Raw genomic sequence first — 23,590 nt, 5'->3', positions numbered from 1 at the left:
TCCCGGCGGGAGAGGCCCATTTCTCGTACGGGTGGGTGGATCAGCCGCGGGAGATGGCGGTCATCTCGTCGCGGTCGACGACCTTGATCCGCTTGCGGCCGTGCGGCTCGCCGAGCGCGATCTCGAAGGCGTCCAGCAGCTGCCAGCCGGCCCAGGTGGTGATCGGCAGGCCGCGCTGCTCCAGGTACGCGATCGGGGCGGCCGGGTCACCCTCGGGCGCCTCCGGCAGCCGGCCCTCCGCCTGGTCCGCGAGGAGGCTGGCGACCGTCTCACCGGAGCAGCCCTTGGTGTGGCCGATCAGGCCGACCGGGCCACGCTTGATCCAGCCGGCCACGTAGGTGCCCGGAACGTGCTCGCCGTCCAGGTCGATGACCCGGCCCGCGGCGTGCGGGATGGTGCCGGTCTTGGTGTCGAACGGCAGGTCCGGCAGCGCGCTGCTGAGGTAGCCGACGGCCCGGTAGACGGCCTGCACGTCCCAGTCGGTGAACTCGCCGGTGCCCCGCACCCAGCCGTCGCCGGTGAGCTCCTGGGTCTCGGTGCGCAGGCCGACGACCTTGCCGTCCTCGCCGAGCACCTCGACCGGCGCCTGCAGGAAGTACAGGTGCAGGCGGCGCGGCCGGTCCCGCGGGTCACGGACCGCCCAGTTCTGCAGGATGTCGACACACATCTTGATGTGTCGGGTCTGGCGCATCGCCTCCAGGCTCGCCTCGTCGAACTCGATGCCCTCCGGGTGGACGATCACCTCGACGTTCGGCGAGTGGTCCAGCTCGCGCAGCTCCTGCGGGGTGAACTTGACCTGACCCGGGCCGCGCCGGGAGAACAGGTGCACGTCGGTGACCGGGCTCGACTTGAGCGCCTGGTACACGTTGTCCGGGATCTCGGTGACCAGCAGCTCGTCGGCGGTCTTGGCGAGGATCCGGGCGACGTCGATGGCCACGTTGCCGGCGCCGATGACGGCGACCTCGCGGGCTTCGAGGGGCCAGTCGCGCGGCACGTCCGGGTGGCCGTTGAACCAGGAGGCGAAGTCGGCGCCACCGAAACTGCCCTGCAGGTCGATGCCCGGGATGTCCAGCGAGCGGTCCTTCTCGGCGCCGGTGGAGATCACCGTGGCATCGTAGAAGCGGTTCAGCTCCTCCGGCTTCACGTCGATGCCGTAGGAGACGTTCCCGATGAACCGGATACGCGGGTTGTCCAGGATCCGGAAGAGAGCGTTGACGATCTCCTTGATCCGCGGGTGGTCGGGCGCCACGCCGTACCGGATCAGGCCGTAAGGGGTGGGCAGCTTGTCGAAGATGTCGACGGTGACCGTCTCCGATGCCTTGATCAGATGGTCGGCGGCGTAGATGCCGGCCGGGCCGGCTCCGATGACGGCAACTCGCAGGGGGCGGTTCATGGTCGCTTCCTAACTCGCGCGCTTCGATTCCGTCAGCCAAGATCGACGGCAGGCTGGAGCGACTGTAAAACCTCAACCTAGGTTCAGATCAAAGCGACCCCGATCCACAAAGCCCCCAAAACGGACTTAGGACACCCTTACGCACGCCTCTGACCAGGGGAAACAGCAATTTCTGTGTAACCGGTCTCCCCCGCGCCCGGCGTCCCGACCAGCAGGAACGGGCGTTCGGTCTTGCTAGACTTGCCGCCGTTTCGGTGCATCCGCCGGAGATCTCACCACGGGGAGACGATGGACGAACTGCTGGACCCCGACGCGTCCCTGGCCTATCTGCGCGACTGGCAGGAACGGATCGACCGCAACGCCGCGAACGCCCGCGATGCCGCCGACCGGATCGCCGCGGTCCGCGCCACCGCCCGCGACTCGAACGACCTCACCGAGGTCACCGTCGACTCCACCGGCGCCCTCCTCGACATCCGATTCACCGACCGCATCCACCGGGTCCCACCCGACGCCGTCGCCCGCGCCGTCCTGACCGCTTCGGCCGCCGCCCGGCAGACCGCCGCCGAGCAGTCCCGCGCCATCGTCACCGAGACGCTCGGGCCGGATTCGCCGGCCGCCCGCGCCATCACCGCCCAGATCGACGCCCGCGCCGCGGCTCCACCCGTCCCGGCCTCCGGCCTCGCCGCGCCCTCCGCCGCCGGCTCGTCGGCCGCCGCGCCTTTCGCGGGGCCGTCCGCCGCCGGCCCGTCCGCCGCCGGCCCCCTTCCGGCCTCCGATCGTGGACGCGGGGAGGGTGGCCGTGGCTGACGGTTTCTCCGCGGATGTGGAACAGATCCGCGAGCACGCGGCGAAGATCGCGGCGGTCCGCGACCGGTTCGCCGCGATCTCGGCCGCGAGCGCGGCCATCACCCGCAACGACGCGGCCTACGGCCTACTGTGCGGCTGGATGTCCGGAATCCTCCAGGAACGGCACGAGGCGCAGAAGACCATTCATTCGTACGTCGAGGAGAACCTCCGCCGAGCCGAGGAGGCCCTGATCCGTACCGGTCAGGACTATGCCGCCACCGACGAGGCCGCCGCGGACCGCATCCGCCGGGCCGGAAACCTCTGAGGCCCGCCGATGACTCCCACCGACGCCGCTCGACAGGCTGACCGATGACTCTCGTGGCCGCAACCACCTCCACCACGACCGGCACGACCGGGCTGTCTCTGGCGGAGAGCTTTCAGGGTGCCCTCCAAGCCGTCGACGGCGGCGGCTGGGCCGACCGGGCGCTGGCCGGCGGTGCCTTCGCGGCCGAGACGCTGGCCACGGTCATCGACCCGTTCAGCGCGCTGCTCGCCAACGGCCTCGGCTGGGCGATGGAACACTTCGCACCGCTACGCGAGATCCTCGACCGACTCGCCGGTCTGCCCGACCTGGTCGCCGCCCACGCCACCACCTGGCAGAACATGGCCGGCGAATTCCACGAGATGGCCGCCGACCTGCAGGGCTGCCTGTCCACCGGCCTACCCGACTGGCAGGGCGAGGCGGCCGCCACCTACCAGAGCCTGATGGCCAACAACGTCGACGTCCTGGACGGTCTGGGCATCCTGGCCGCCACCATGTCGTCGGCCACACAGGCGGCCGGCAACCTGGTGACGTTCACCCGGGATCTGGTCCGTGACCTGATCGCCGACCTGATCGCCCGGGTGATCGTCTGGGCGGGCGAGGCCCTGCTGGTCGTCACCATCCCGGTGGTGGCCGCCCAGATAGCCTCCGCGGTCGCGAAGTGGGCCGGCCGGATCGCGTCCTACACGAGCGCTCTGATCACCAGCCTGACCAACCTGACCCGCCTCCTAAACGGCTGACGATGACCCCGAGACCGAGAGGCAACAGCGGCGGCGACACCCCGAACGGCCCGGACGGCACCCCACGCCCCCACGGCGGAGCCTCGGGCGGCGGAGGCGTCCGCTCGAACGAGGCCGCCGCGATGGCCACCGCCCAACAGGGCCGAGCCGGCAACGGCCCCGCCGCCACCCCCTTCGACATAGCCCGCGGCCAGCCCGACCACTTACGCACCCACCGGGCGGGCACCCCTGGCGGCACGCCTACCGGCCCGCTGACGGAAGTCCGCTACGGACCGGACATCACGGTCCAGCGCTCCGATGAGATGGAGAACTCGGCGGCCGCCATGCTGGCCGATTCGGGATACAACATTCATCAGAACCCCACGCGCGCGGAGGTCGCGGAGGCACGCGCCAACACCGGGGATACCGGCTTACCCAGAAAGAACCCGGACTTCCTGATCGAGGGCCGTGTGTTCGACTGCTACTCGCCGACGGAACCCGACAAGGGGCTACGCGGCATCTGGACCGAGACCAAGAACAAGATCGTCAGGGAGCAGACACAACGTGTCGTGGTGAATCTGGAGGACTGGCGAGGCGATGTGAGAGACCTTCAGCGCCAGTTCGACGACTGGCCCATCGACGGCATCAAAGAGGTCAAAGTCATCACACAGCAAGGCGAGATCATCCAGATCGACCTTCCCCGACCGAGCGATCGAGAGTGAAACATGTCGCTTGATTACACACTCACCCTGGCGACCAACGCGCCCGCCGCCCGAATCGCGGCACGCAGCCTGCCGGAGCATCTGGAATGGACACCGGGCACCGGCTCGCTGCTTGCGATTGATCTCTATGAAACCCTCGGCCTCGACATTTCGCTATGGGCGGATCGTCACGGATATGTCGACGCCAGGTCGGATGACGGCATGTTCGAATGGGAGCCGGATCCCCTCGTCTCACTGGCCTTCAACCTCGACGGACCGATCGATCAGCAGCGGGCAGTAGCCAACATGATCAACATCGTCCGCGGATTGCTGGATTCAGGGCACGAGGACGCAACACTGGTGATCAACGGCGACCTGCTGCTGCTCGCCCGGTTCGACCGCAAGATCGCGAAGCACAACCGCGAACGCTGGTGGTCCGCATATCCGACAGCGAACGAGATCATCCCCGGCTGACTGCAAGATCACGGGGTAGCGCCTGTTTGCGCGGGGGACGGGAAACGGCAATCTCTTGCTGGGCTTGTGCCCGGTTTCAGGCTCCAGACTTAGTGATCGTTCGGGTTACCGATCGGTAGCCCGGGCGCCCACCGGCAGCCCGCCCCTCCGGGCGGGCCGTTCGAAGGAGCCCCGATGTCCGCGACACCACCGGTTGCGACTACCGCCGCTCACCACTCCCCCGTCCATGTTCGACCGATCCGGGTCATTCTGGCCGCGATCGTCTCGCTCGCCGTCGTCCTCGGCATGGCGGGACCGGCCCGCGCCGCCACGACCGCCGAGAAGATGGCGGTGCTCAGCTCGTTCACCCAGACGTCCGCCTCGTCCTACAACGCCTGGAACAATGCCCGGACGCATCAGGGCGACTGGGCCGCCTATGCGTTCGACTGGAGCACCGACTTCTGTTCGGCCAGCCCGGACCGTCCGCTCGGCTTCGATTTCACACTGTCCTGTCACCGGCATGATTTCGGCTACCGCAACTACAAGGCGGCCGGCGCGTTCACCGACGCGAACAAGAATCTCGTCGACACGGCCTTCTACGCCGACCTGAAACGTAAGTGCGCCGGCTATTCGGCGGTGGTCCGCCCGGCTTGCCTCAGCCTGGCCTGGACGTACTACCAGGCGGTCTCGATCTTCGGCTCGCTCGCTTCCGTGGACGAGTCCGACGTGGACCGGGCCGCCGAACTGCTCTGACCCACGGAACGGACGGCGGTCGCCCGCATCGGAACGGCCGCCGTCCGACCGTACGATCAAAGCTCTCCGAATGGTGTCGGAATGCGGCGCAGAGGCAGATCCGGCTCGCGGTAGCCCTTCGGTCCCTGCCGTTTCGGCAGGTTGATGGTCCGGGGTTTGAGCGGCTCGTACGGAACCTGGCTCAACAGATGCGTGATGATGTTGAGCCGGGCGCGTTTCTTGTCGTCGGCGCCGGCGATGAACCACGGCGCCCACGCGGTGTCGGTGGCGGCGAGCATCGCGTCCCGCGCCCGCGAATAGTCGTACCAATGGCTGTACGACTTGAGGTCCATATCGGTGAGTTTCCAGACTTTGCGCGGATCGTCGATGCGGCTCTGGAGTCGCCGGGTCTGCTCGTCGGGGCTGACCTCGAGCCAGTATTTGAGCAGCAGGATCCCGGAGTCGGTCATCGCCTTCTCCCAGGCGGGAACCGTTTCCAGGAACCGTTCGGTCTCCTCCGGTCGGCAGAAACCCATCACGTGTTCCACGCCGGCCCGGTTGTACCAGGACCGGTCGAAGATCACTACTTCGCCGGCCGCCGGATAGTGCGCCATGTACCGCTGGGCGTACATCTGGCTCTTCTCCCGCTCGGTGGGCGTGGGCAGCGCGACCACCCGGAATACGCGCGGGCTGACCCGCTCGGTGATCCGTTTGATGGTGCCGCCTTTGCCGGCGGTGTCCCGGCCTTCGAAGACGACACAGATCTTCGCGCCGGTGGCCTTCACCCACTCCTGCATCGCCACCAGCTCTCCGTGCAGACGTCGCATCTCGTCCTCGTACACCTGCCGTTTCATCCGGACTTTCGATCCGTCGTCGCCGGCATGGTGTTTCGCTTTCTTGGACATGGCGTCGTCTCCGCGTTCTGGCCTCGGGCGGTGCTACGGCATCCGCGATCCCCGCAGTCTGGCCCGGCTCCGGCCGCGCGCACCTCACCCCAGCGTGATGAGGTGACCGTTGACTCGTTTAATTGATGCATGTTGATATGCGTTTCCCGCCGCCATCCCCCTGGCGTCCCCACGGCGATCCCCGAAATCGCCGGCGAAAGAGGTCTCACATGCACATGTCCCGACGCGGATTCTGGGCGGCAGTGCTCGCCGGAATCGCCGTACCCGGACTGATCCCCGCCGGAGGCCTCGCGGCCCCGGCCGGTCCGCCCGCCCTGACCACGACCTACCAGGTCGTCGCGGCCACCGACACCGCGCTGACCATGCGCTTCACCGCACGGAACAACTCCTCGACACCGATCGACGTGCGCTCCCTCGACCTGCCCCGGGCACACCAGATCGGCGAGATCCTCTCGGTGACCCACGACGGTACGCCCGTCGAGTACCGCGGCAAGCGGGCCAAGCTCGCCGCGCCGGAGGAGACCGCGTACACCCGCATCCCGGCCGGCGGCGCCTACACCGTGGACATGCGACTGGCCGACGACTACGACCTCTCCCGGGCCGGGACCTACCTCGTCGCCCTGACCTCGACCCGGATCCGCGGCGACGACGGCCCGGTACGGCTCACCGCGGGCCGGGGTGTGGTACGGACGAGTGCCGGCGTCCGCGGCTCGGCCGGATCACCGCGGACCACCGTCGGGGCGCCGACCATCAGCACACAGCGGGTCGGCGTGGCCGCGGTCACGCTCCGGTTCGCCAACTGCTCGTCGAGCGAGCAGACCCAACTGCGGACGGCGATCAGCAACGCCTACACCTACTCCACGCGCGCCCAGTCCTGGCTGGCCGGCCACACCGCCGGCGGCGGCAACTACCTGACCTGGTTCGGCGCGTACAGCTCGGCCCGGTTCAATCGAGCGACCACCACGTTCGCCGCGATCACCAGCCAGCTGACCAGCAAGACGGTGGATCTGATCTGTGACGCCGCCAGCCCTTACATGGCGTACGTCTACCAGGCCGAGCACTACGTGATCTACCTCGGCCGCGGCTACTGGCCGGCCGCCGCCACCGGCTGGGACTCGAAGGCCGGGACGCTCATCCACGAGTCGAGCCACTTCAACGTCAACGGCGGTGCCGACGACCACGTCTACGGCCTGGCCGAGGGTCAGCAGCTGGCCCGGACCGACCCGAACCGGGCGGTCGACAACGCGGACAACATCGAGCACTTCGCCGAGAGCCTCTGATGATCATGAGGAAGCGGAGATTCCTGCTCGCCGCCCTACTGGCCGTGGTCGCCGTGGTCGCTGTGGCGCCCGTCGTGCACGCCGCCGCTACGGTCCGGATCATGGCGCTCGGTGACTCGATCACCGCCGGGCCGGGCTGCTGGCGGGCCAAGCTCTGGCACAGCCTGCAGACCACCGGCCACACCGACGTCGATTTCGTCGGCACCCAGTCCGACGGCGGAGGCTGCAACCCCGGTTATTCGTACGACTTCGACCACGAGGGCCACGGCGGCTTCTCGGCCACCGGGATAGCCGCGAACAACCAGCTGCCTCCGTGGCTGACCGCCGCCCGACCGGATGTCGTCCTGATGCACCTGGGCACCAACGACATGTGGGGTGGATACATCCCGCTGTCCGACAAACTGACCGCCTTCACCAAGCTGGTCGGTCAGATGCGCGCCCAGAACCCGGCCATGAAGATCATCGTCGCGCAGATCATCCCGATGAGCGCGGCCGCCTGCGCCACCTGCCCGGCCGACGTGGCGGCGTTCAACCGGGCGCCGCCCTCCTGGGCGGCCGGCTTGAGCACGTCCCAGTCACCGATCGTCCTGGCCGACCTGTGGACCGGATACGACGCGGTCGCCGACAACGTCGACGGCGTCCACCCGAACGACAACGGTTTCCGGAAGATGGCCGACGCCTGGTATCCGGTGCTGGCGGGCGTGCTCGGCGGCACCACGACCCCACCGAGCACGCCGCCGACCACGGATCCCACGTCGCCTCCGCCGACCGGCGCCTGCACGGCGGTGTACCGGGTGACCTCGCAGTGGTCGGGTGGGTTCCAGGGTGAGGTGACCGTCAGCAACGGCTCCTCGGCGGCGTCCACCGGCTGGACCGCGACGTTCACCTACGCCAACGGTCAGACCGTCGGTCAGGCGTGGAACGCCACGGTCAGCCAGTCCGGCGCCACGGTGACCGCCCGCAACGTCGACTGGAACGGCCGGCTCGCCGCCGGGGCCACCGCGTCCTTCGGTTTCCTCGCCACGTCGACGGGCGTCAACCCGAACCCGACGGTGACCTGCACCCTGAGCACGAGCTGATCGAAGGACCGACGACGAAGATGCGCGGAGAGTGCTGATCAGCAGGGGCATCCAACGAAAAGGGTTCCGAACCGGAAGGCTCGGAACCCTTTTCAAAGTCGAATCCGGTTTCCAGGCGGCTATCCGCCGATGACCGTAATGCGAAGTGGGCGATACTGGGATCGAACCAGTGACCTCTTCCGTGTCAAGGAAGCGCGCTCCCGCTGCGCCAATCGCCCGCATAACAAAGCGAGGTGGAGACGGGATTTGAACCCGTGTACACGGCTTTGCAGGCCGTTGCCTCGCCTCTCGGCCACTCCACCGAGGCGGCCGATGCAAGGATCAGCAACAGCCCTCTCCGAGCGGAAGACGGGATTCGAACCCGCGACCCTCACCTTGGCAAGGTGATGCGCTACCACTGCGCCACTTCCGCTTGACCCCCAGGTTTCCCTGGCGACGGAAGAAACCTTAGCCGAGGCCGGGACCGGATGCCAAAGCACCCCCCGCTTTATCCGTCGCGCCGCAGGTCAAACCCCCTCCGGCGAGTCCAGCAGCCGGCGCACCTCGGCGACCAGCTCGGCCTGGAACGCGGCCACGCTGCCGTCGACGACCCCGACCCGGTAGTCGGTTCCGGTCTCCGGATGGTTCGCCTGTATCCCGTCGCGGACACCGGCGCTGCCGTCGTTGTGGCCGGCGGTGTACGCCGCGAATGCTTCTTCCATGGGGGCCTCCTCGAACACGCGCGACAATCTCGCACGTCACCCGGTTTCCGCAATACCGGCCACCGGTCGGACGAGATCCATCCGATCCGGCAGCGGAACGTCAGCCGGACGCCGGCGACCCGGACCGGGTGGTGGCCACGATCAGCAGCATCCCGACCACTCCGGGTTGACAGAGCTTTCCTGCTCGGCGCACAGAGTCCCCACAAACCGGCTCCGCACGATGGTCTTCGCCGACCTCCCGAGGAGCATCCGATGACAGTGAACGACCAGCTGACCACCAACGTCCCGCGCGACCCGTGGGCCGCCGGCGCCGACGAGCCCACCACGGCCACCGAGATGATCACCGCCCCGGAGAAGGCCGAGGCGGCGGCTCCGGCCGGGCCGCCTCCGCCGGCCGGCCCGCCGACCGCCTCGTGGGAGACCCCGCCGCCCGCGCCGAGCCGCCCGAAGCGCAGCCCGAAGGTGGTCCTGATCGCCGCCGTCCTGGTGACCGCGATCGCCAGTTCCGGAATCACCGCCGGGATCATGACGGCGATCGGCGGCGCCCCGGCCGCCGTCACCCAGGACGGCTCCACCGGCCAGCAGGGCGGCCCCGGCGGCTTCGGCGGCGGTGGCGGCCCCGGCGGCGGCATGCCGGGTGGTGGCGGCATGCCCGGCGGCCAGCAGGACTCCGGCACCCAACAGCAGCCCGGCAGCACCGATCAGGGCACCACCGATCAGGGCACCACCGATCAGGGCACCACTCAGCAGGACACCACCACCCAGGAGGGCACCGGTACCTGATCCGCGGGATGACCCGGCTCACCGCGGTGAGCCGGGTCGGATCGATAAGACCCGTCCCGGCCCGGCCGATAGAGGGGCATGACCCACGTCCAGGCCACCGGCCCAGCGCCCGCCACTCGGGCCGTCCTCGAGTTCCGGCTGCACCTGGCGGTCGGGCTGGCGTTGCTCGCCGTCCTGCTGGCCGGCCCGGAGCAGTTGTCCTCGCCGATCATGGCTCTGCTTCTGGCGCAGGGCATGCTCGCGCTCTACCGAGGGCCGTACCTGAACCGGCCGGACGACCAGACGCCGTGGCGGCACGTCCGCCGAGCGTCGTGGTTCTTCCTGGTCAGCAGCCTGCTGCGGGTGGTCCGTGAGGCGGGCGGGCTGCCCGACTCGCTGGTGCTCCTGCCCGATCTGCTGACCATTCCGGCGTACCTGCTGGTCGGGCTCTGTTTCATGGTCATGCTGCGGCAGCGCCGGGCCGACGACGACGATTCGGCGCGGATCGACGCGCTGATGATGGGCCTCAGCATCGCCTTCCTCACCTGGATCTTCCTGATCGCCCCCAACATGGCCGCCGGGTTGAGCGGCCCGCGCCTGGTCAACGCGATGTTCCCGGTGTTCGACGTGACGATCCTGGTGCTGGCGGCCCGGCTGATGCTGTCCCGGGGCGTACGGCAGCCGGCGCTGTGGATGATGGTGCTGGCGTGCGGCGCGCTGTTCACCGGCGACATGCTCTACTGCATGCGGGAGGCGCTGGGGGTCGGCGGGATCCCGCAGCGGCTGGTCGACACCTCCCTGCTGCTGATGTTCGTCCTGCTGACCGGGGCGTCGTTGCATCCGTCGATGCGTACGCTCACCGAGCCGCAGCAGGGCGTGACCAGTGTCCTGAGCCGGGGCCGGACGGTGCTGATCGGCGCGATGGTGATCTTCCCGGTCGGGCTGACCGCGCTGATGCCGCCGGTCAGCATGGTCGGCAACGTGGTTCGGGCGGTGCTCTGTCTGTCGATCGTGCTGACCGTGCTGTACCGGGTGATCCGCTCGAACGACTCGCGGGCCCGGGCCGAGCGGATCAGCCGGCGGCGGGTCACCCACGACACGTTGACCGAACTGCCGAACCGGGAGCTGCTGATCGAGACGGTGACCCGGTGGGCTGAGCGTTCCACCGCGGAGCGCCTGGAGATCAGCCTGCTCTTTCTGGACCTCGACCGGTTCAAGATGATCAACGACAACTGGGGCCACCGGGTCGGCGACGAGCTGCTCCGGGCGGTGGCCGCCCGGCTCACCCAGCAGGTGCGCGCGGAGGACGTGGTCAGCCGGATCGGCGGTGACGAGTTCGTGGTCGCGCTGGCCGGGCCGCCGAGCGAGCGGCTCGGCGAGCAGCTGGCCGAGCGGCTGATCGCCGAGTTCAACCGGCCGTTCTCGCTCTCCATCGGAGACGTGGTGACGTCGGTGTCGATCGGGGTGGCGAAGAGCACCGGCGACGTGCGGGCGCACGATCTGATCCGAGACGCGGACACCTCCATGTACAAGGCCAAGAGCAACGGCCGCAACATGTACGCCCTGTTCGACGCCTCGATGCGGGATCAGGTGCAGGACCGGGTCAAGCTGGAGCAGGCGCTGCGCGGCGCGGTCGGACGCGGCGAGCTGGCCGCCCACTTCCAGCCGATCATCGACCTGGCCTCCGGCGAGCTGGACGGCTTCGAGGCGCTGATGCGTTGGCACTCGCCCGAGCTGGGCTTCGTGTCGCCGGTGCAGTTCATCCCGATCGCCGAGGAGACCGGCATGATCGAGGAGATGGGCTCGTGGTTGCTGCGTGAGTCGGTCCGGCAGCTGGCCGAGTGGACCGCCCGGCGCGGGCCGGACGCCCGCCCGCTGCACGTGTCGGTGAACGTCGCGGTGCGCCAGCTGCGCGACGGCTCCCTGGTCCGGCTGGTCGACGACGCGCTGCGGGAGAACGGGCTCGCCCCGTCCGCCCTGTGGCTGGAGATCACCGAGTCGGGTGTGATGGAGGACCTGGAGACGGCCATGCTGACCCTGAACGCGCTGCAGGCGATGGGTGTCACGCTGTGCGTCGACGACTTCGGCACGGGTTACTCGTCGCTGAGCTACCTGGACCGGCTCCCGGTCGGCATCGTGAAGATCGACAGGTCGTTCATCTCGGGCGTCGGCGACAACGGCGCCAAGGAGCCGATCGTGCGCGCGGTGCTGGCGATGACCCGGGCCATGGGACATCGGGTGGTGGCCGAGGGGGTGGAGACCGAGGCCCAGCGCGACTGGCTGCGGGAGCAGGGCTGCGATCTGGTGCAGGGGTGGCTCTACAGCAAGGCCGACCTGCCGGCGAACCTGACGGCCTGGATCGACCGGGCACCCGCGCTCACGGAGGCCTGAGCGAATGCGGGACACCGTTCCCAATTCTGCCGTATAAAAACCTGTAAAGGGTCATAAGAAGGGTGGGGTATGACGCCGACTGCCTCACCGCCGCTCCTGCGCCCGGTCCTGGCCGTCACCGACCGGGTCCGCACCGCGACCCGCCTCGGTGTCGTCGTGCTGGCCCTGCTCGTTCCGGGCGCCCTGGCCACCGGCATGTACACGTCGGTGACCTCGACGAACATCGCCTTCAGCAGCCGCGAAGAGGAGGGCGCCGACGTCCTGCGCGCGGTGCTTACCGCGCTCACCGAGACCGCCGCCGGCCGTACCCCCGATCTCGCCGCCGTCCGCGCCGCGGCGGAGGACACCGACCTGGCGATCACCGACGCCGTGGCGGCGGTCCCGGAGACCGGCGACGGGTCGGTGGCGGCCCGGATCGCCACCGCCGAGGCGCTGGCCGCTCTGGTAGCCACGGTCGGCAACGACTCCAACCTGATCCTCGACCCGGACCTGGACTCCTTCTACGTGATGGACGCCCAGGTGGTGCAGTTGCCGCAGGCCATGCTGACGGCGCTGCAGGCGTCCCTGCCGGTTCCGCCGGGGACCACGACCAGGGCCGCGGTGGCCGCCCAGGCGGTGTTGGCGGGCCGACTGTCCGGTGCCGCCGCGGCACTGCGCAACGACGCCGCCACCGCGATCGCGAACACCGACGATCCCCAGCTCAACGGCAAGATCGATGCTCCGGTACGGGCACTCGCCGACCGTATCGACGAACTCGGCGGCCGGCTCACCGAGACGCTCAGCACTCCCGGACCGGCCGACCCGTCCGCGGTGGCCGAGGCCGCCGCGGCCGCGGTGCAGCCGCTGCACGACGCGTTGACCGCGCTGCTGGACGACCGGATCGGCACACTCTCGGTGGAACGGGCTGTGGTGCTGACCGTGTCGATCGGCGGTTTCCTGGTGGCGCTCTGGTTCGCGCTGGCGGTGCTCTGGCGGACCACCCACGACGTGCGGCAGACGGTCGCCGCGGTGACCGCCATCGCCGCGTCCGATCTGGAACCCCGGCCGGTACCGGAGGGCCGTGACGAGATGGGCGACATCGGGCGGGCGCTGACCGTGGCGCGGAACCGGCTGGTCGAGCAGGAGGCCGCGCTGGCCAGTGCCGAGGTCGCCCGGGAGCAGCAGCTGCGGGCCGGGTTCATGCATCAGCGACAGGCCGAGACTCAGTTCCGCCGCCGGACCCAGGAGATCATCGACGAGTCGACCACGGTGATCGCCGAGGAACTACGTCAGGTGACCGAGAAGGTCGGCGAGGTCCGCGGCTCGTCCGAGGTGATCGACGAGCGGATCACCGTGGCCGACGTCGCCGCCAACGCGATCGTCAGCCAGGCCCACGAGGCCGAGCAGGTGATCACCTCGCTGGAGTCGAGCCTGCGCCGGGTGGCGACCGGCGCGGCCCTGGTCACCGACATCGCCCGGCAGACGCGGTTGCTGGCGCTGAACGCGACGATCGAGGCGGCCCGGGCCGGTGACCTCGGGTACGGCTTCACGGTCGTCGCCGACGAGGTCAAGCAGCTGGCCACGCACACCACCGAATCGACCGACCAGATCATCGAGACGATCCATGACCTGGAGCGGGACACCACCGCGATGGCCCGCACGATCACCACCATGACCGAGGGCATCTCGGCGGTGAGCGAGGCCGCCGTCTCGCTGCGCGCCGTCGCCGCCGACCAGTCCACCCTGATGAGCCGGCTGACCGACCAGATGACCGACACGCTCGGCCGGGTCGAGGAGATGGGTGACCTGGCGGCCCGTCTGGAGCGCCGGGAGCACGACCGGATCAGCACGGCCGGGAGGGTGGGGCTGCGCCGGGCCGGGAAACCGGCCCTGGAGGCCCCGCTGGTCAACATCAGCGCCGGTGGGCTGCGGTGCCTGTTGCCGGCGAACGAGCACCTGGTCGAAGGCACCAACCTCGACGTCGACCTGCACAGCGACAACGACTCGATGACCGTGCACGCCCGGGTGGTGAACTCGGCCGAGGCCCGCGGCGGGCTGGAGATCGGCCTCCAGTTCCTGATCGCGGACGACGCTCAGGCGAGCCGGCTGGCCGACCTGGCGGACCGCCTGATCAACGCGGCTGAGGACTGACTCCCCCGCTGATGGGATCGACATAGACGGTGACGACTCTCACCCCTAGGCTGGGCCGGCGCGATGTCGTGTCCGAAGGGGAGAGTGGTGCGGTTCCGGCTTCTGGGTCCGGTCGAGGCGGCCGAGGAGGAGCGGGTCGTCGCGCTGGGCGCTCTCAAGCAGCGGCATCTGCTGGCCGCCCTGCTGTTCGACGGCGGGCATCCGGTCACCTTCGAGACCCTGATCGACCGGCTCTGGGGCGACGAGCCGCCGCACGACGCACGCGGCGCTCTCTACGGCTACGTGGCCCGCCTGCGTCGGGTGGTCAAGGACAGCACCGGGGTCACCCTGGTCCGCTGGTCGGGTGGCTACACGCTGCAGGTCCCGGACGGTTCGGTCGACCTGTTCCGGTTCCGGCACCTGCTGGAGGCGGCCCGGACCGCGGGCCCGGAGGAGCGGCTCGCGGTGCTCGAGGAGGCGCTCGCGCTGTGGCGGGGTGACGCGCTGGCCGGTCTGCCCGGCGAGTGGGCACAGCGCACCCGGGAGAGCCTGGACCAGCATCGGCTGGGCGCGCTGGCCGACTGGGCGCTGACCGCGGTGGCCCGGGGGCGGCACACCGAGGCGGCCGATCGGCTGGCCGTGGCGCTGGCCCGGGACCCGCTGTGTGAGCCGTTGATCGCCGCGATGATGCGCGCGCTGCACGCCTCCGGCCGTACCGTCGAAGCTCTTGATCTCTTCGCCCGGTCCCGCAACCGGATCGTCGATGATCTCGGCACCGAGCCGGGCCCGTTGTTGCGCGAAGCGCACACGAGCGTGCTGCGCTCGCCGGCCGAGGTGACCCGCGCGACGCGGCCGTTCCTGCTGCCGCCGGATCTGCCGGACTACACGGGCTTCGACCGGCCGAGGGCCGACACCGTGGCCGCCCTGGAGACCGCCGCGGCCAGCCCCGTGGTGGTCGTCTCCGGGCAGGGCGGCGCCGGTAAGACGGCGTTCGCGGTGCACGTGGCGCACGCCGTCCGTGAGTACTACCCGGACGGGTTGCTCTTCCTCAACGTGGGCGGCGCCGACCCCCTCGAACCGGCCGAGGCGCTGAGCCGGCTGCTGCGCATGCTCGGTGTCACCGACGCGGACGCGCAGGGCAACTCCGATCTGCGCGAACGTGAGGCCCGTTACCGTGCCGAGCTCGCCGGGCGCCGGGTGCTGGTGGTGATCGACGACGCCGTCTCGGCCCGGCAGATCCACCCGTTCATCCCCGGTGACACCGGTTCGGCGCTGCTCGTGACCAGCCGGAACCGGCTGGTCACGGTGGCCGCGACGCGCCGGGTGGAGCTGAACACGATGACCGTCGACGAGGCCCGGGCGCTACTCACCCGGGTGATCGGCGCGGACCGTGCGGAAGCCGATCCCCGACAGACGGACCGGTTGATCGGCCTGTGCGCGCGGCTGCCGCTGGCCGTGCGGGTGGCCGCGGCCCGGCTTGCGGCGCGTCCACACTGGTCGGTGGGCCAGCTCGCCGACCGGCTCGACGACGAGCGGCGCCGGCTCGACGAGCTCGCTGTCGACGATCTGGAGGTCCGGGCCGGTCTGGCCGTCGGCTATCGCGGTCTGAGCCCCCGGGCACAGCTGGCGTTCCGCGCGTTGGGCTGCCTGGATCCGCCCGCGCTGACCGCGATCACGGTGGCCGCGCTGCTGGACTGCGGCCTGGACGAGGCGGACGACCTGGTCGAGGAGATCACCGACGCCCGGCTGCTGGACGTCGTCGGGCCGGACGGGCCGTTCACCAGGTACCGGATGCACGACCTGGTCCGGCTCTACGCCGGGGAGCTGGCCCGGGCCGAGGCCGTCCGGGAGACCGTCACCGGGGCGGTGGCCGCGCTGCTCCAGCTGGTCGAGCATCTGGCGCAGCAGCTGCCGGTGGCCACCCCACGGCTCTACCACCCGGTGCTGCCCGAGCCGCCCGCGCACTGGGCGTCGACCATCGAACGGGTCGACCTGCGGCGCTGGTTCGACGATGAGGAGCCGACGCTGATCGCCGCGGTCGAGCGGGCCGCCTCCCTGGACCTGGTGGCGGCGGCCTGCGGGCTGGCCGACGCGCTGGTCTTCGCGTCGTTCGCGGCGCGCAACAACTTCGACGGCTGGGAACGCACGCACACCGCGGCCGGTGCGGCCGCCCACCGGGCCGGGGACCGGCTGGCCGAGGCGGCGATGGAGTGCGGCATCGGCCAGCTGCGGTACGCCCAGGACCGGTTCCCCGAGTCCCGGGCGCACTTCTCCCGGGCCGCCGACCTGTTCGGGGCGGCCGGCCACGACCGCGGGCAGGCGGTGGCCCTCAACGGGCTCGGCACGGTGAGCCGGGAGCTGGGCGAACACGCGACCGCACTGCCGCAGATCAATCGGGCGCTGGCGGTGCTGGACCGGCTCGGTGACGACGCCGGGGTGGCGCACGCCTACTACAGCCTCGGCTTCGCGCACCGGGAGCTCGGCGCGGACGACGTCGCGCTGGAGCATCTGGCGTCCGCGCTCACCCGCTACCGCAAGATCGGCCACCGGCGCGGCGAACTGATCGCGATCCGCGGCATGGGCCTGGTGCACCGGGCGCGCGGTGAGCTCGACAAGGCCGGTGAGCTGTGTTCGGCCGCGCACACCATCGCCACCGGCATCGGCGACACGCATCTCGCCGCGTACACCGCGCAGGCGCTGGCCAAGGTGTGGATCCGGCAGGGCGACCCGGACCGGGGCCTGGAGCCGCTACGGGTCGCGCTGGCCGCCACCACGGTGCGGCACGACGGGCACGGGACGGCCCTGGTCACCCGGACCCTCGGCGAGCTGCACCTGGCCGCCGGCCGGCTGTCCGAGGCGGCCGAGCTGCTGGAGTCGGCGTCCGACCAGTGGCGGGACATCGGGATGGACCTCAGCCGGGCCCGCACGCTGCGTGATCTGGGCGCCGCCCGCTGCGCGGCCGGCGATCACGAGACCGCGCACTCGCTCTGGTCCGCGGCGGGCGACGTCTTTCAGGCCTTGGGGGTACGGGAGAAGGACGAGCTGACCACCTGGCGGGCACGGTTCGGCTGCACCTGCCCGTCCTCGGCGCTGCGCAGCACCCGCAGTACGTTGCCCCCGGCCAGCGCGGCCAGCTCGGCGTCCGACCAGCGCCGGGCGGCCAGCTCACCGAACAGCCTCGGATAGCCCGACACGTCGTCGAGCCCGGCCGGGGTGTCCTCGGAGCCGTCGAAGTCGCCGCCGATCCCCACGTGCTCGATCCCGGCCACCGCACGGATGTGCTCGATGTGGTCGGCGACGTGCTCCACGGTCACCGGCGGCGGCGGTCCGTGCGGGTCGCGGGTCCAGGCCCAACGCTCCGCCGACAGGAACGACGGCACGAACGTCACCATGCACACCCCGCCGTTGCCGCGCAGCCGGGTCAGCACCTCGTCGGGCACGTTGCGCGGGTGCCCGCAGAGCGCCCGCGCCGACGAGTGGCTGAAGATCACCGGCCGGGTGGTGACGGCCAGGGCGTCGTGCATGGTGGTGTCGGCGACGTGCGACAGATCGACCAGCATGCCGATCCGGTTCATCTCGGTGATCACCGTCCGGCCGAAGTCGTTGAGCCCGCCGAGCCGGGGCGTGTCGGTGGCGCTGTCGGCCCACGAGACGTTCTGGTTGTGAGTCAGGGTCAGATAGCGTACGCCCAGCTCACCGAGCATCCGCAGGACCGCGAGCGAGTCGCAGATGCTGTGTCCGCCCTCGGCGCCGAGCAGCCCGGCGACCCGCCCCGCCCGGAACGCCGCCTCCACCCCGTCCGCGGTGGTCACCAGCTCCAGCCGGCCCGGGAAACGATGGTGCAGCGCCCGGACCAGGTCGATCTGCTGAAGCGTCCGGACCACGGCAGCCGCCGGGGGCAGATCACCCGGTACGTAGACCGACCAGAACTGCGCGCCCACCCGCCCGGCCCGCAGCCGTGGCAGGTCGGTACGAGTCAGCGGCTGCCGCTGGTCGAGCGCGAACTTCTCCAGGTCGTCCGGCGACACCGCCCCGCCGTGCAGGGTGCGTAGGGCGTCGGCGAGATCGTTGTGCCCGTCGATCAGCGGGTGCTGGGCCAGCAGCCGGGCGATCCGGTCTCCGGCGGTCTCGTCACGCGCGGAATCGTCGATCGGCCACATCGGTCACCCTGATCCGTGAAGACGCAGAACGCGGAAGGTGCGAGATCCCCCCTTGAATGCTGATCCCGCACCGTCCGCGCTCTCCGGCGAGGAACGTCGAACTGGGCGCCCGCCAGCGCGTCTCGTCGTCCCGTCCGGCGCCGGGATCAGCCTCCCAGCCGCACCTGCCGAACTTCTGGCACATTTCTGTCAGCCCTGTTCACAGTTCGGCGCCCCACCTCGCGAATTGGGCCCGAGCCTGGCGCTCGGACCGGGCCAGGAGCCGGCTCCGACCGCCCGGTAGCCGGCCGAGGATGTGGCTGACCAGCAGGTTCGCGCCGACCCGGGCCAGGCCGTACCACGGTAGGCGGTAGGGCAGACCGAGGTCGCGCATGGCGGCCGGGCCGAGCAGCCAGCAGCTCACCGACAGGGCCCGCTCCCGCTCGTAGAACCGGCGCCAGCCGCTCGTCACGTCGTCGGTCATGGTGATCAGGGCCTTGGCCAGGGCGGTGCTGTTGGCGTCCGGGGGCGGATCGTTGGCCAGGAAGTGGTAGAGCAGGCGGCGGCCGCGACGCTCGGTGTGCGGCAGCCACGCCTCGTCGACACCCATCAACCAGCCGACGTAGCTCCACAGGTGCATCACGGCGCGGGCGTCGGCACCGGACACCCGCACTCCCAGGAGGCGCAGGTGCAGCAGGAAGCTGGTGCTGAACACGCCGAGGGTGCTGGCCTGGTCGTACTGGTTGATCGGCACGCCGCGCAGTTCCCGGTCCCACGCCGGGTCGGCCTCCAACCGGGCGTTGACCAGGGCGTGCATGACCCGGACGTGCACCGTGATCCGGAAACCCTCGCCATCGGGCGCCATGCCGCCGGGTGCGGTCACCGCGCGCCACCACAGCGACGTCTCCTGAATGCGCCGGAGCGTCTCGCCGCCGGCCAGCCGGCCGGTCCGGACCAACGGTTCCAGGGCCGCGGCGGTGCGATAACCACCGAGCAGGGAGCCGTACGCGAGAACCAGCCCCGCGTCCATTCCGAACGCCCGGCACGCCTCGGCGCCGCGGGCCAGCAGCTCGTCGTCCACCCAGTCGGGCCGGTGCGACAGCGTGTCGAGGAAGGCCCGCACCGGCTCCGGGGTGTCCTCGGACGGCCCGGCGGTGAGGGCTTTGTGCAGCTCGTCGGGGCGGACCGCCCGGATCAGGTCGGCCGCGAGCTCGTCCCGGCGGAGCAGGCCGGTGGCCAGGGCGGCGAGCTCCTCCTCGGTCGGGTCGGCACCGGGGCCGGCGACCAGCCGCAGTGGCCGGGCGGCCCGCTCGGCCCACGGCCGGTCCATCCCGAACCGGCGCGGCACCCGCAGATCGGCGTGCGTAGTCATACCTCGACGATAAAGTGAGCGAAAGCTCGTTTACTACTCGTCTTTCGGGGACGCCGATGTCGTCGAGTGTCCGCCGTTCAGCGCCACAGCAGCAACGGTCGAAGGAGATGATCGACCGGATTCTGAGCGCCACTGCTCAGGTTCTGGCGGAGAACGGCTATGCCGGGTTGAGCACCAATCGGGTGGCCGCGGCCGCCGGGGTCAGCATCGGTTCGCTCTATCGCTACTTCGCCGGGAAGAACGAGTTGATCGAGGAGCTGCGGGCCCGCAGCTCGGCCGACGTGCTGGCCGACCTGACCGGGGCGCTGACCGCGGCGGTGACGATGTCCGCCCGCGACGGGGTCCATCACATCCTGTCGGTGCTGGTCGGGGCGGTGAAACGGCATCGGGCGGTGACCGCCGCGATGATCGCCGAGGCGCCGCTCGGGGCGCACGGCAACATCCTGCCCGAAGTGGAGCGCCAGCTCACCCAGGTGACCCGGATCTTCGTGGCGGTGCACGCCCCCGGGCTCGACCAGGCCGAGGCGGACGCCCGGATCCACCTGGCCATGGGCGTGACGCTCAACGCCTGCCTGCGGATCGCCCTGGAGCCGCCACCCGGTGTCCCCGAGGACCGGCTGATCGGACTGACCGCGGACCTGCTGGTCCTGGGGCTGGTGCCGGACGGGACGGACCGGGCGCGCTCGGGGAGGTGAGCGCGCCCGGTCCGGCGCGGTTCGAGGACGGGACCGGTCGTCAGGCGACGACCGGTCCCACACCCGGTCAGCGGTTGCCCGCGACCACCGTGCTCACCTGGGTGCCGGAGAGGGTGCCGCCGATGTAGAGGCCGCCACCGACCGCGGTTCCCGACACGGTCCCGCCGGTGCGGACCGCGTACGTCGTACCCCTGGTGATCGAACTTGAACTGAAGACCACGCCCTTGAAGGCCTTGGTGGGCTGGTAGGACGCGATCTGCGTGCCCGAGGTGGTGGCCAGGTGGACCACGGTGCCGGCCGCCTGGTTGGCGCTGAAGGTGATCGACACCCAGCCCTGGCCGGAGGTCGGGAGGGTGCTGGTGGTGGCGCTGATGCCGGACGAGATCAGGGTGCCGCCGGTGATGGTGAGTGCGCCGTTGGAGTCGAGGCCGCCCTCACCGCCGCCGCGGGTCGCCGAGCCGGTGACCACGACCGTGCCGCCGCCGATGGTGAGCGCGCCGTTGGAGTCCAGACCGTCCGTGCCACCACTCACGACGACGGACCCGCCGGTGATGCTGATCAGGGCGTTCGGCGAGTTCTGCATCTCGCCGTAGGCCGGGTCGGAGGCGTTGAACGCGTCGTCGGTGGCGGTCGCCGAGACACTGCCGCCGGTCACGTAGACCTTGAGGCCCTCGACACCCTCGTACGACTTGGTGACGTTGACGGTGCCACCGGCCACCCGCACATCGGTCTCGGCGTGCACACCGTCGTCGCCGCTGGAGATGGTCGTGGTGCCGCCGTCGACGGTCAGGTTGGCGTCCGAGTGCAGGCCGTCGTCGGTGGCGGTGACGTTCACCGTGCCGTCGCTGATCACGGTGAGCACGCCCGCCTTGATGCCCTTGCCGGTGGTGGTCGCGGTGATCGAACCGCCGGTGACGATCGCGTCGGTCTGCCCGGTGATGCCGTCGTCGGTCGCCTTGACATTCACCGTGCCGCCGGTGACCGCCACGTACCCGCGGGTGGTGTCCTCCTCGTTGTCGGACTTGAGGCCGTCACCACCGGCGGTCGCGGTGATCGAGCCACCGCTGACGATCACGTAGTCCTGACCGCGGACCGCGTCGTCGGGCGCCGTGATCGTGATCGTGCCACCGGCGATGACCAGGCCGTCCTTGACGTTGATGCCGTCGTTGGCGTTGCCCGTGACGATCAGCGAGCCGGTGCCGGCGATGCTCAGGTCGGCGGCCGAGGCGATCGGGCCGTCTGCCGAGGCGGTGCCGTCGGTGAGCCGGTTGGTGGTGCCGGCCTGCAGGTGGATCAGCGCCTCGTCGGCGGCGACCACGTTGATCGCGCCGGTGCCGCCGGTGATCGTCACGCCGTTCAGGATCAGCCGGACGATGCCGGTCCCGGTGCTGTTGACCACGATCTGCCCGGAGGTGAGCGTGCCACTGAACCGGTAGGTGCCGGCCGCGTTGACCGTCACCGTGCTGCCCGAAACCGTCACGTTCGAACTGGTCGTGGTGGCGCTCGTGCCGGTCAGGGTGACCGCGGCGACGTCCGACTCGTTCCAGGTCAGGTCGGCCGCGCTGAGGTGGCTGGCCTGGTTGGCGGCGAGTGCGGCGGCACCGGCCGGACCGGCGGCCAGAGCGGGGGATGCCGGCGCCACCCAGACGGCGAGAGCGGTGGCGGTCAGCGCCGCGGGGACGGCGAGACGGGGGATTCTGGGCATGGAAGGTCCTTATGTTGGGGTTGATGACTGCCTTCAGCGGGGCGCTTTGTCAGCAGGGGAGGTGCCGGCGCAGCAGACGGCGCCAGGGCACGTCCGGCAGGCCCGGGCGCAGCGCGGCGAGCCCGGTGGCGTATTTCGAGATGCTGACCGGCCGGTGCCCACAGGCCCAGAGCAGCCGGTCGTTGGGCGAGGCGGACGACGCGGTCTTGGTCTCCACGATCGCGACATCCGGCAGGGCGAGCTCCCGGCCGTCCACATCGGTCCAGGTCAAACCGATGTCGACGGTCATCCGCGAGTCGTCGGCCGGCTGGTAGAAGGTGGTTCGCCGGTAGTTCGTGACGAGCGTCGGCCGCAGCACGAACCGGTCATCGCCGAGGATGTCGTCGACGAACCAGCGCCCCGGCTCGACGTCGTCGTGGTGACTGGAGTCGTAAGGCAGGCGGTCCTTGACGGTCCCACCCCGGTAGCCCTCGGTCTTCACCTCCAGCCAGCACTGCGCCGAGTCCAGGTAGGTGCGGGTGCGCACCTTGAACCGTCGCCGCCGGCGATAGGCGGTGAGCCGGAAGCTGACCAGATCGGGGGTGTCGAAATAGACCGATCGGTAGCGGAAGGTCCGCTCGCCCTCGATCTCCAGAACCCGGGTGGCCGGGTCGAGACGGGACATCAGGTCACCGGCGGCGTCCAGCGGCAGGACGTACTTGCGGTCGGTCCGGGTCTGCAACTCCGCCCGCTCGGTCAGCTCGGCGAGCGAGACCGGATCGAGGTGGGCGGCGGTCACCGTCATCGGGCCGCTCCGACCAGCGTGTTCTTATTGGCGGCGTACGAGTACCGCACCTCCACCACGGTGGTTTCATTGACGAGATCCACCCGTTCGACGGTGGCCGCGTGCACCCGGGCGCCGAGGATCCGTTCCAGTTGGGCGACCAGGGCGACGTGGTCGATGACCGCGTTGTCCAGCACCATCACCTGGCGCCGGTAGGACCGGAACAGGCGTGGGTGGTCGCCGAGATACATGACCAGGAGGATCAGCGCCATCAGTGCCGGGCTGAGCCAGATCGGGCCACCACTGAGCGGACCGAGGATGCCGAGAGCGAGCGCCGAGAAGTAGTAGGCGACCTCATGCTGGTCCAACTCGGTGGACCGGAGCCGGATGATCGACAGCACGCCGAACAGGCCGAGCCCGAGGCCGGCACCGACCGAGCTGGAGCTGAGTGACCCGGCGACCGCGAGCACGCCGACGTTGACCCCGAGGAACGCCACGACCAGATCCCGGCGCCGATGCCGTGGAAAATACAGTCCGAAGACAAGAACACTCACAGCGGCAAGATCTAGCGCGAACAGCGCAA

20 protein-coding genes, 3 tRNA genes and 1 pseudogene are annotated in these 23,590 nt (G+C 70.3%); 13 read left to right on the top strand and 11 right to left on the bottom strand.

Going from position 1 to position 23,590, the window contains the following annotated elements:
* Positions 1–40 precede the first annotated feature (40 nt).
* Positions 41–1,393: an FAD-dependent oxidoreductase gene (locus Q0Z83_RS51080; protein ID WP_317790799.1), complete on the bottom strand. Its 1,353-nt coding sequence runs from the start codon at positions 1,391–1,393 to the stop codon at positions 41–43.
* A 288-nt stretch (positions 1,394–1,681) separates the two neighbouring features.
* Between Q0Z83_RS51080 and Q0Z83_RS51075 the strand changes: the two genes are divergently transcribed.
* The 6 genes from Q0Z83_RS51075 (at position 1,682) to Q0Z83_RS51050 (ending at position 5,127) form a co-directional block, all read left to right on the top strand.
* Positions 1,682–2,200, top strand: coding sequence for a YbaB/EbfC family nucleoid-associated protein (locus Q0Z83_RS51075; RefSeq protein WP_317790798.1), 519 nt, complete (start codon positions 1,682–1,684; stop codon positions 2,198–2,200).
* Positions 2,193–2,504, top strand: a complete 312-nt coding sequence (locus Q0Z83_RS51070; protein WP_317790797.1) for a hypothetical protein — start codon at positions 2,193–2,195, stop codon at positions 2,502–2,504. Before Q0Z83_RS51075 ends, Q0Z83_RS51070 begins: the two co-directional genes overlap by 8 nt.
* Before the next feature lie 44 nt (positions 2,505–2,548).
* Positions 2,549–3,241 (top strand): WXG100 family type VII secretion target, encoded by a 693-nt coding sequence (locus Q0Z83_RS51065; protein ID WP_317790796.1) that lies wholly within the window; start codon positions 2,549–2,551, stop codon positions 3,239–3,241.
* 302 nt (positions 3,242–3,543) lie between these two features.
* Positions 3,544–3,942 carry a CdiA C-terminal domain-containing protein gene (locus Q0Z83_RS51060; protein ID WP_317797359.1) on the top strand — a complete coding sequence of 133 codons (399 nt, stop codon included), beginning with the start codon at positions 3,544–3,546 and terminating at the stop codon, positions 3,940–3,942.
* Between the two features lie 3 nt (positions 3,943–3,945).
* Entirely contained in the window at positions 3,946–4,395 is a 450-nt protein-coding gene (locus tag Q0Z83_RS51055) for a SitI3 family protein (protein ID WP_317790795.1), read from the top strand.
* A 285-nt stretch (positions 4,396–4,680) separates the two neighbouring features.
* Entirely contained in the window at positions 4,681–5,127 is a 447-nt protein-coding gene (locus tag Q0Z83_RS51050; protein WP_317797358.1) for a phospholipase, read from the top strand.
* A 56-nt stretch (positions 5,128–5,183) separates the two neighbouring features.
* Here the strand turns inward: Q0Z83_RS51050 and ppk2 are convergent, their stop codons facing one another.
* Positions 5,184–5,960, bottom strand: a complete 777-nt coding sequence (gene ppk2, locus Q0Z83_RS51045) for a polyphosphate kinase 2 (protein ID WP_317790794.1) — start codon at positions 5,958–5,960, stop codon at positions 5,184–5,186.
* Between the two features lie 260 nt (positions 5,961–6,220).
* Between ppk2 and Q0Z83_RS51040 the strand changes: the two genes are divergently transcribed.
* Together Q0Z83_RS51040 and Q0Z83_RS51035 are read left to right on the top strand one after the other, a co-directional pair.
* Positions 6,221–7,291, top strand: coding sequence for a M35 family metallo-endopeptidase (locus Q0Z83_RS51040; RefSeq protein WP_317790793.1), 1,071 nt, complete (start codon positions 6,221–6,223; stop codon positions 7,289–7,291).
* Between the two features lie 5 nt (positions 7,292–7,296).
* Positions 7,297–8,370 carry a cellulose binding domain-containing protein gene (locus Q0Z83_RS51035; protein WP_317790792.1) on the top strand — a complete coding sequence of 358 codons (1,074 nt, stop codon included), beginning with the start codon at positions 7,297–7,299 and terminating at the stop codon, positions 8,368–8,370.
* Between the two features lie 146 nt (positions 8,371–8,516).
* Here the strand turns inward: Q0Z83_RS51035 and Q0Z83_RS51030 are convergent.
* The 4 genes from Q0Z83_RS51030 to Q0Z83_RS51015 all read right to left on the bottom strand — a co-directional run bounded on the left by Q0Z83_RS51030 (position 8,517) and on the right by Q0Z83_RS51015 (position 9,071).
* Positions 8,517–8,588 (bottom strand) — tRNA-Val (locus tag Q0Z83_RS51030).
* Positions 8,589–8,601: 13 nt separating this feature from the next.
* Positions 8,602–8,672: transfer RNA gene (locus Q0Z83_RS51025), tRNA-Cys, on the bottom strand.
* A 38-nt stretch (positions 8,673–8,710) separates the two neighbouring features.
* Positions 8,711–8,782: transfer RNA gene (locus tag Q0Z83_RS51020), tRNA-Gly, on the bottom strand.
* Positions 8,783–8,876: 94 nt separating this feature from the next.
* On the bottom strand, positions 8,877–9,071 hold the full coding sequence (locus Q0Z83_RS51015; protein WP_317790791.1) for a hypothetical protein: 195 nt from the start codon (positions 9,069–9,071) through the stop codon (positions 8,877–8,879).
* 252 nt (positions 9,072–9,323) lie between these two features.
* Between Q0Z83_RS51015 and Q0Z83_RS51010 the strand changes: the two genes are divergently transcribed.
* The 4 genes and pseudogenes from Q0Z83_RS51010 to Q0Z83_RS50995 form a co-directional block, all read left to right on the top strand.
* Complete coding sequence (locus tag Q0Z83_RS51010) at positions 9,324–9,854, top strand: hypothetical protein (RefSeq protein WP_317790790.1); 531 nt, start codon at positions 9,324–9,326, stop codon at positions 9,852–9,854.
* Between the two features lie 78 nt (positions 9,855–9,932).
* On the top strand, positions 9,933–12,224 hold the full coding sequence (locus Q0Z83_RS51005) for a putative bifunctional diguanylate cyclase/phosphodiesterase (RefSeq protein WP_317790789.1): 2,292 nt from the start codon (positions 9,933–9,935) through the stop codon (positions 12,222–12,224).
* Positions 12,225–12,293: 69 nt separating this feature from the next.
* The gene (locus tag Q0Z83_RS51000) at positions 12,294–14,354 is read left to right on the top strand and encodes a methyl-accepting chemotaxis protein (protein ID WP_317790788.1); all 2,061 of its coding nucleotides are present in this window, start codon (positions 12,294–12,296) and stop codon (positions 14,352–14,354) included.
* A gap of 63 nt (positions 14,355–14,417) precedes the next feature.
* A pseudogene (locus Q0Z83_RS50995) lies at positions 14,418–17,306 on the top strand (BTAD domain-containing putative transcriptional regulator); the annotation flags it as partial.
* Positions 17,307–17,344: 38 nt separating this feature from the next.
* On the opposite strand, the gene Q0Z83_RS50990 reads toward Q0Z83_RS50995, so the two are convergent.
* The gene (locus Q0Z83_RS50990; RefSeq protein ID WP_317790787.1) at positions 17,345–18,493 is read right to left on the bottom strand and encodes a dipeptidase; all 1,149 of its coding nucleotides are present in this window, start codon (positions 18,491–18,493) and stop codon (positions 17,345–17,347) included.
* Positions 18,494–18,692: 199 nt separating this feature from the next.
* The gene (locus tag Q0Z83_RS50985; protein ID WP_317790786.1) at positions 18,693–19,844 is read right to left on the bottom strand and encodes an oxygenase MpaB family protein; all 1,152 of its coding nucleotides are present in this window, start codon (positions 19,842–19,844) and stop codon (positions 18,693–18,695) included.
* Positions 19,845–19,951: 107 nt separating this feature from the next.
* On the opposite strand from Q0Z83_RS50985, the gene Q0Z83_RS50980 reads away from it, so the two are divergent.
* Positions 19,952–20,539, top strand: a complete 588-nt coding sequence (locus Q0Z83_RS50980) for a TetR/AcrR family transcriptional regulator (RefSeq protein WP_317790785.1) — start codon at positions 19,952–19,954, stop codon at positions 20,537–20,539.
* Positions 20,540–20,606: 67 nt separating this feature from the next.
* On the opposite strand, the gene Q0Z83_RS50975 is transcribed toward Q0Z83_RS50980, so the two are convergent.
* Genes Q0Z83_RS50975 through Q0Z83_RS50965 form a run of 3 tightly spaced genes read right to left on the bottom strand, consistent with a single transcriptional unit; the run spans position 20,607 to position 23,561 of the window.
* Positions 20,607–22,244: a carbohydrate-binding domain-containing protein gene (locus Q0Z83_RS50975; RefSeq protein WP_317790784.1), complete on the bottom strand. Its 1,638-nt coding sequence runs from the start codon at positions 22,242–22,244 to the stop codon at positions 20,607–20,609.
* 49 nt (positions 22,245–22,293) lie between these two features.
* A complete protein-coding gene (locus Q0Z83_RS50970) occupies positions 22,294–23,028 on the bottom strand; it encodes a polyphosphate polymerase domain-containing protein (protein ID WP_317790783.1) in 735 nt (244 codons plus the stop codon).
* Positions 23,025–23,561 carry a DUF4956 domain-containing protein gene (locus Q0Z83_RS50965; RefSeq protein ID WP_317790782.1) on the bottom strand — a complete coding sequence of 179 codons (537 nt, stop codon included), beginning with the start codon at positions 23,559–23,561 and terminating at the stop codon, positions 23,025–23,027. The genes Q0Z83_RS50970 and Q0Z83_RS50965 overlap by 4 nt, the downstream gene beginning before the upstream one ends.
* Positions 23,562–23,590 lie beyond the last annotated feature (29 nt).

The sequence above is a fragment of the Actinoplanes sichuanensis genome, assembly GCF_033097365.1.
GTDB lineage: Bacteria > Actinomycetota > Actinomycetes > Mycobacteriales > Micromonosporaceae > Actinoplanes > Actinoplanes sichuanensis.
Note: the sequence above shows the minus strand (reverse complement) of the source record. Positions and strands in the feature narration are given on the sequence as shown.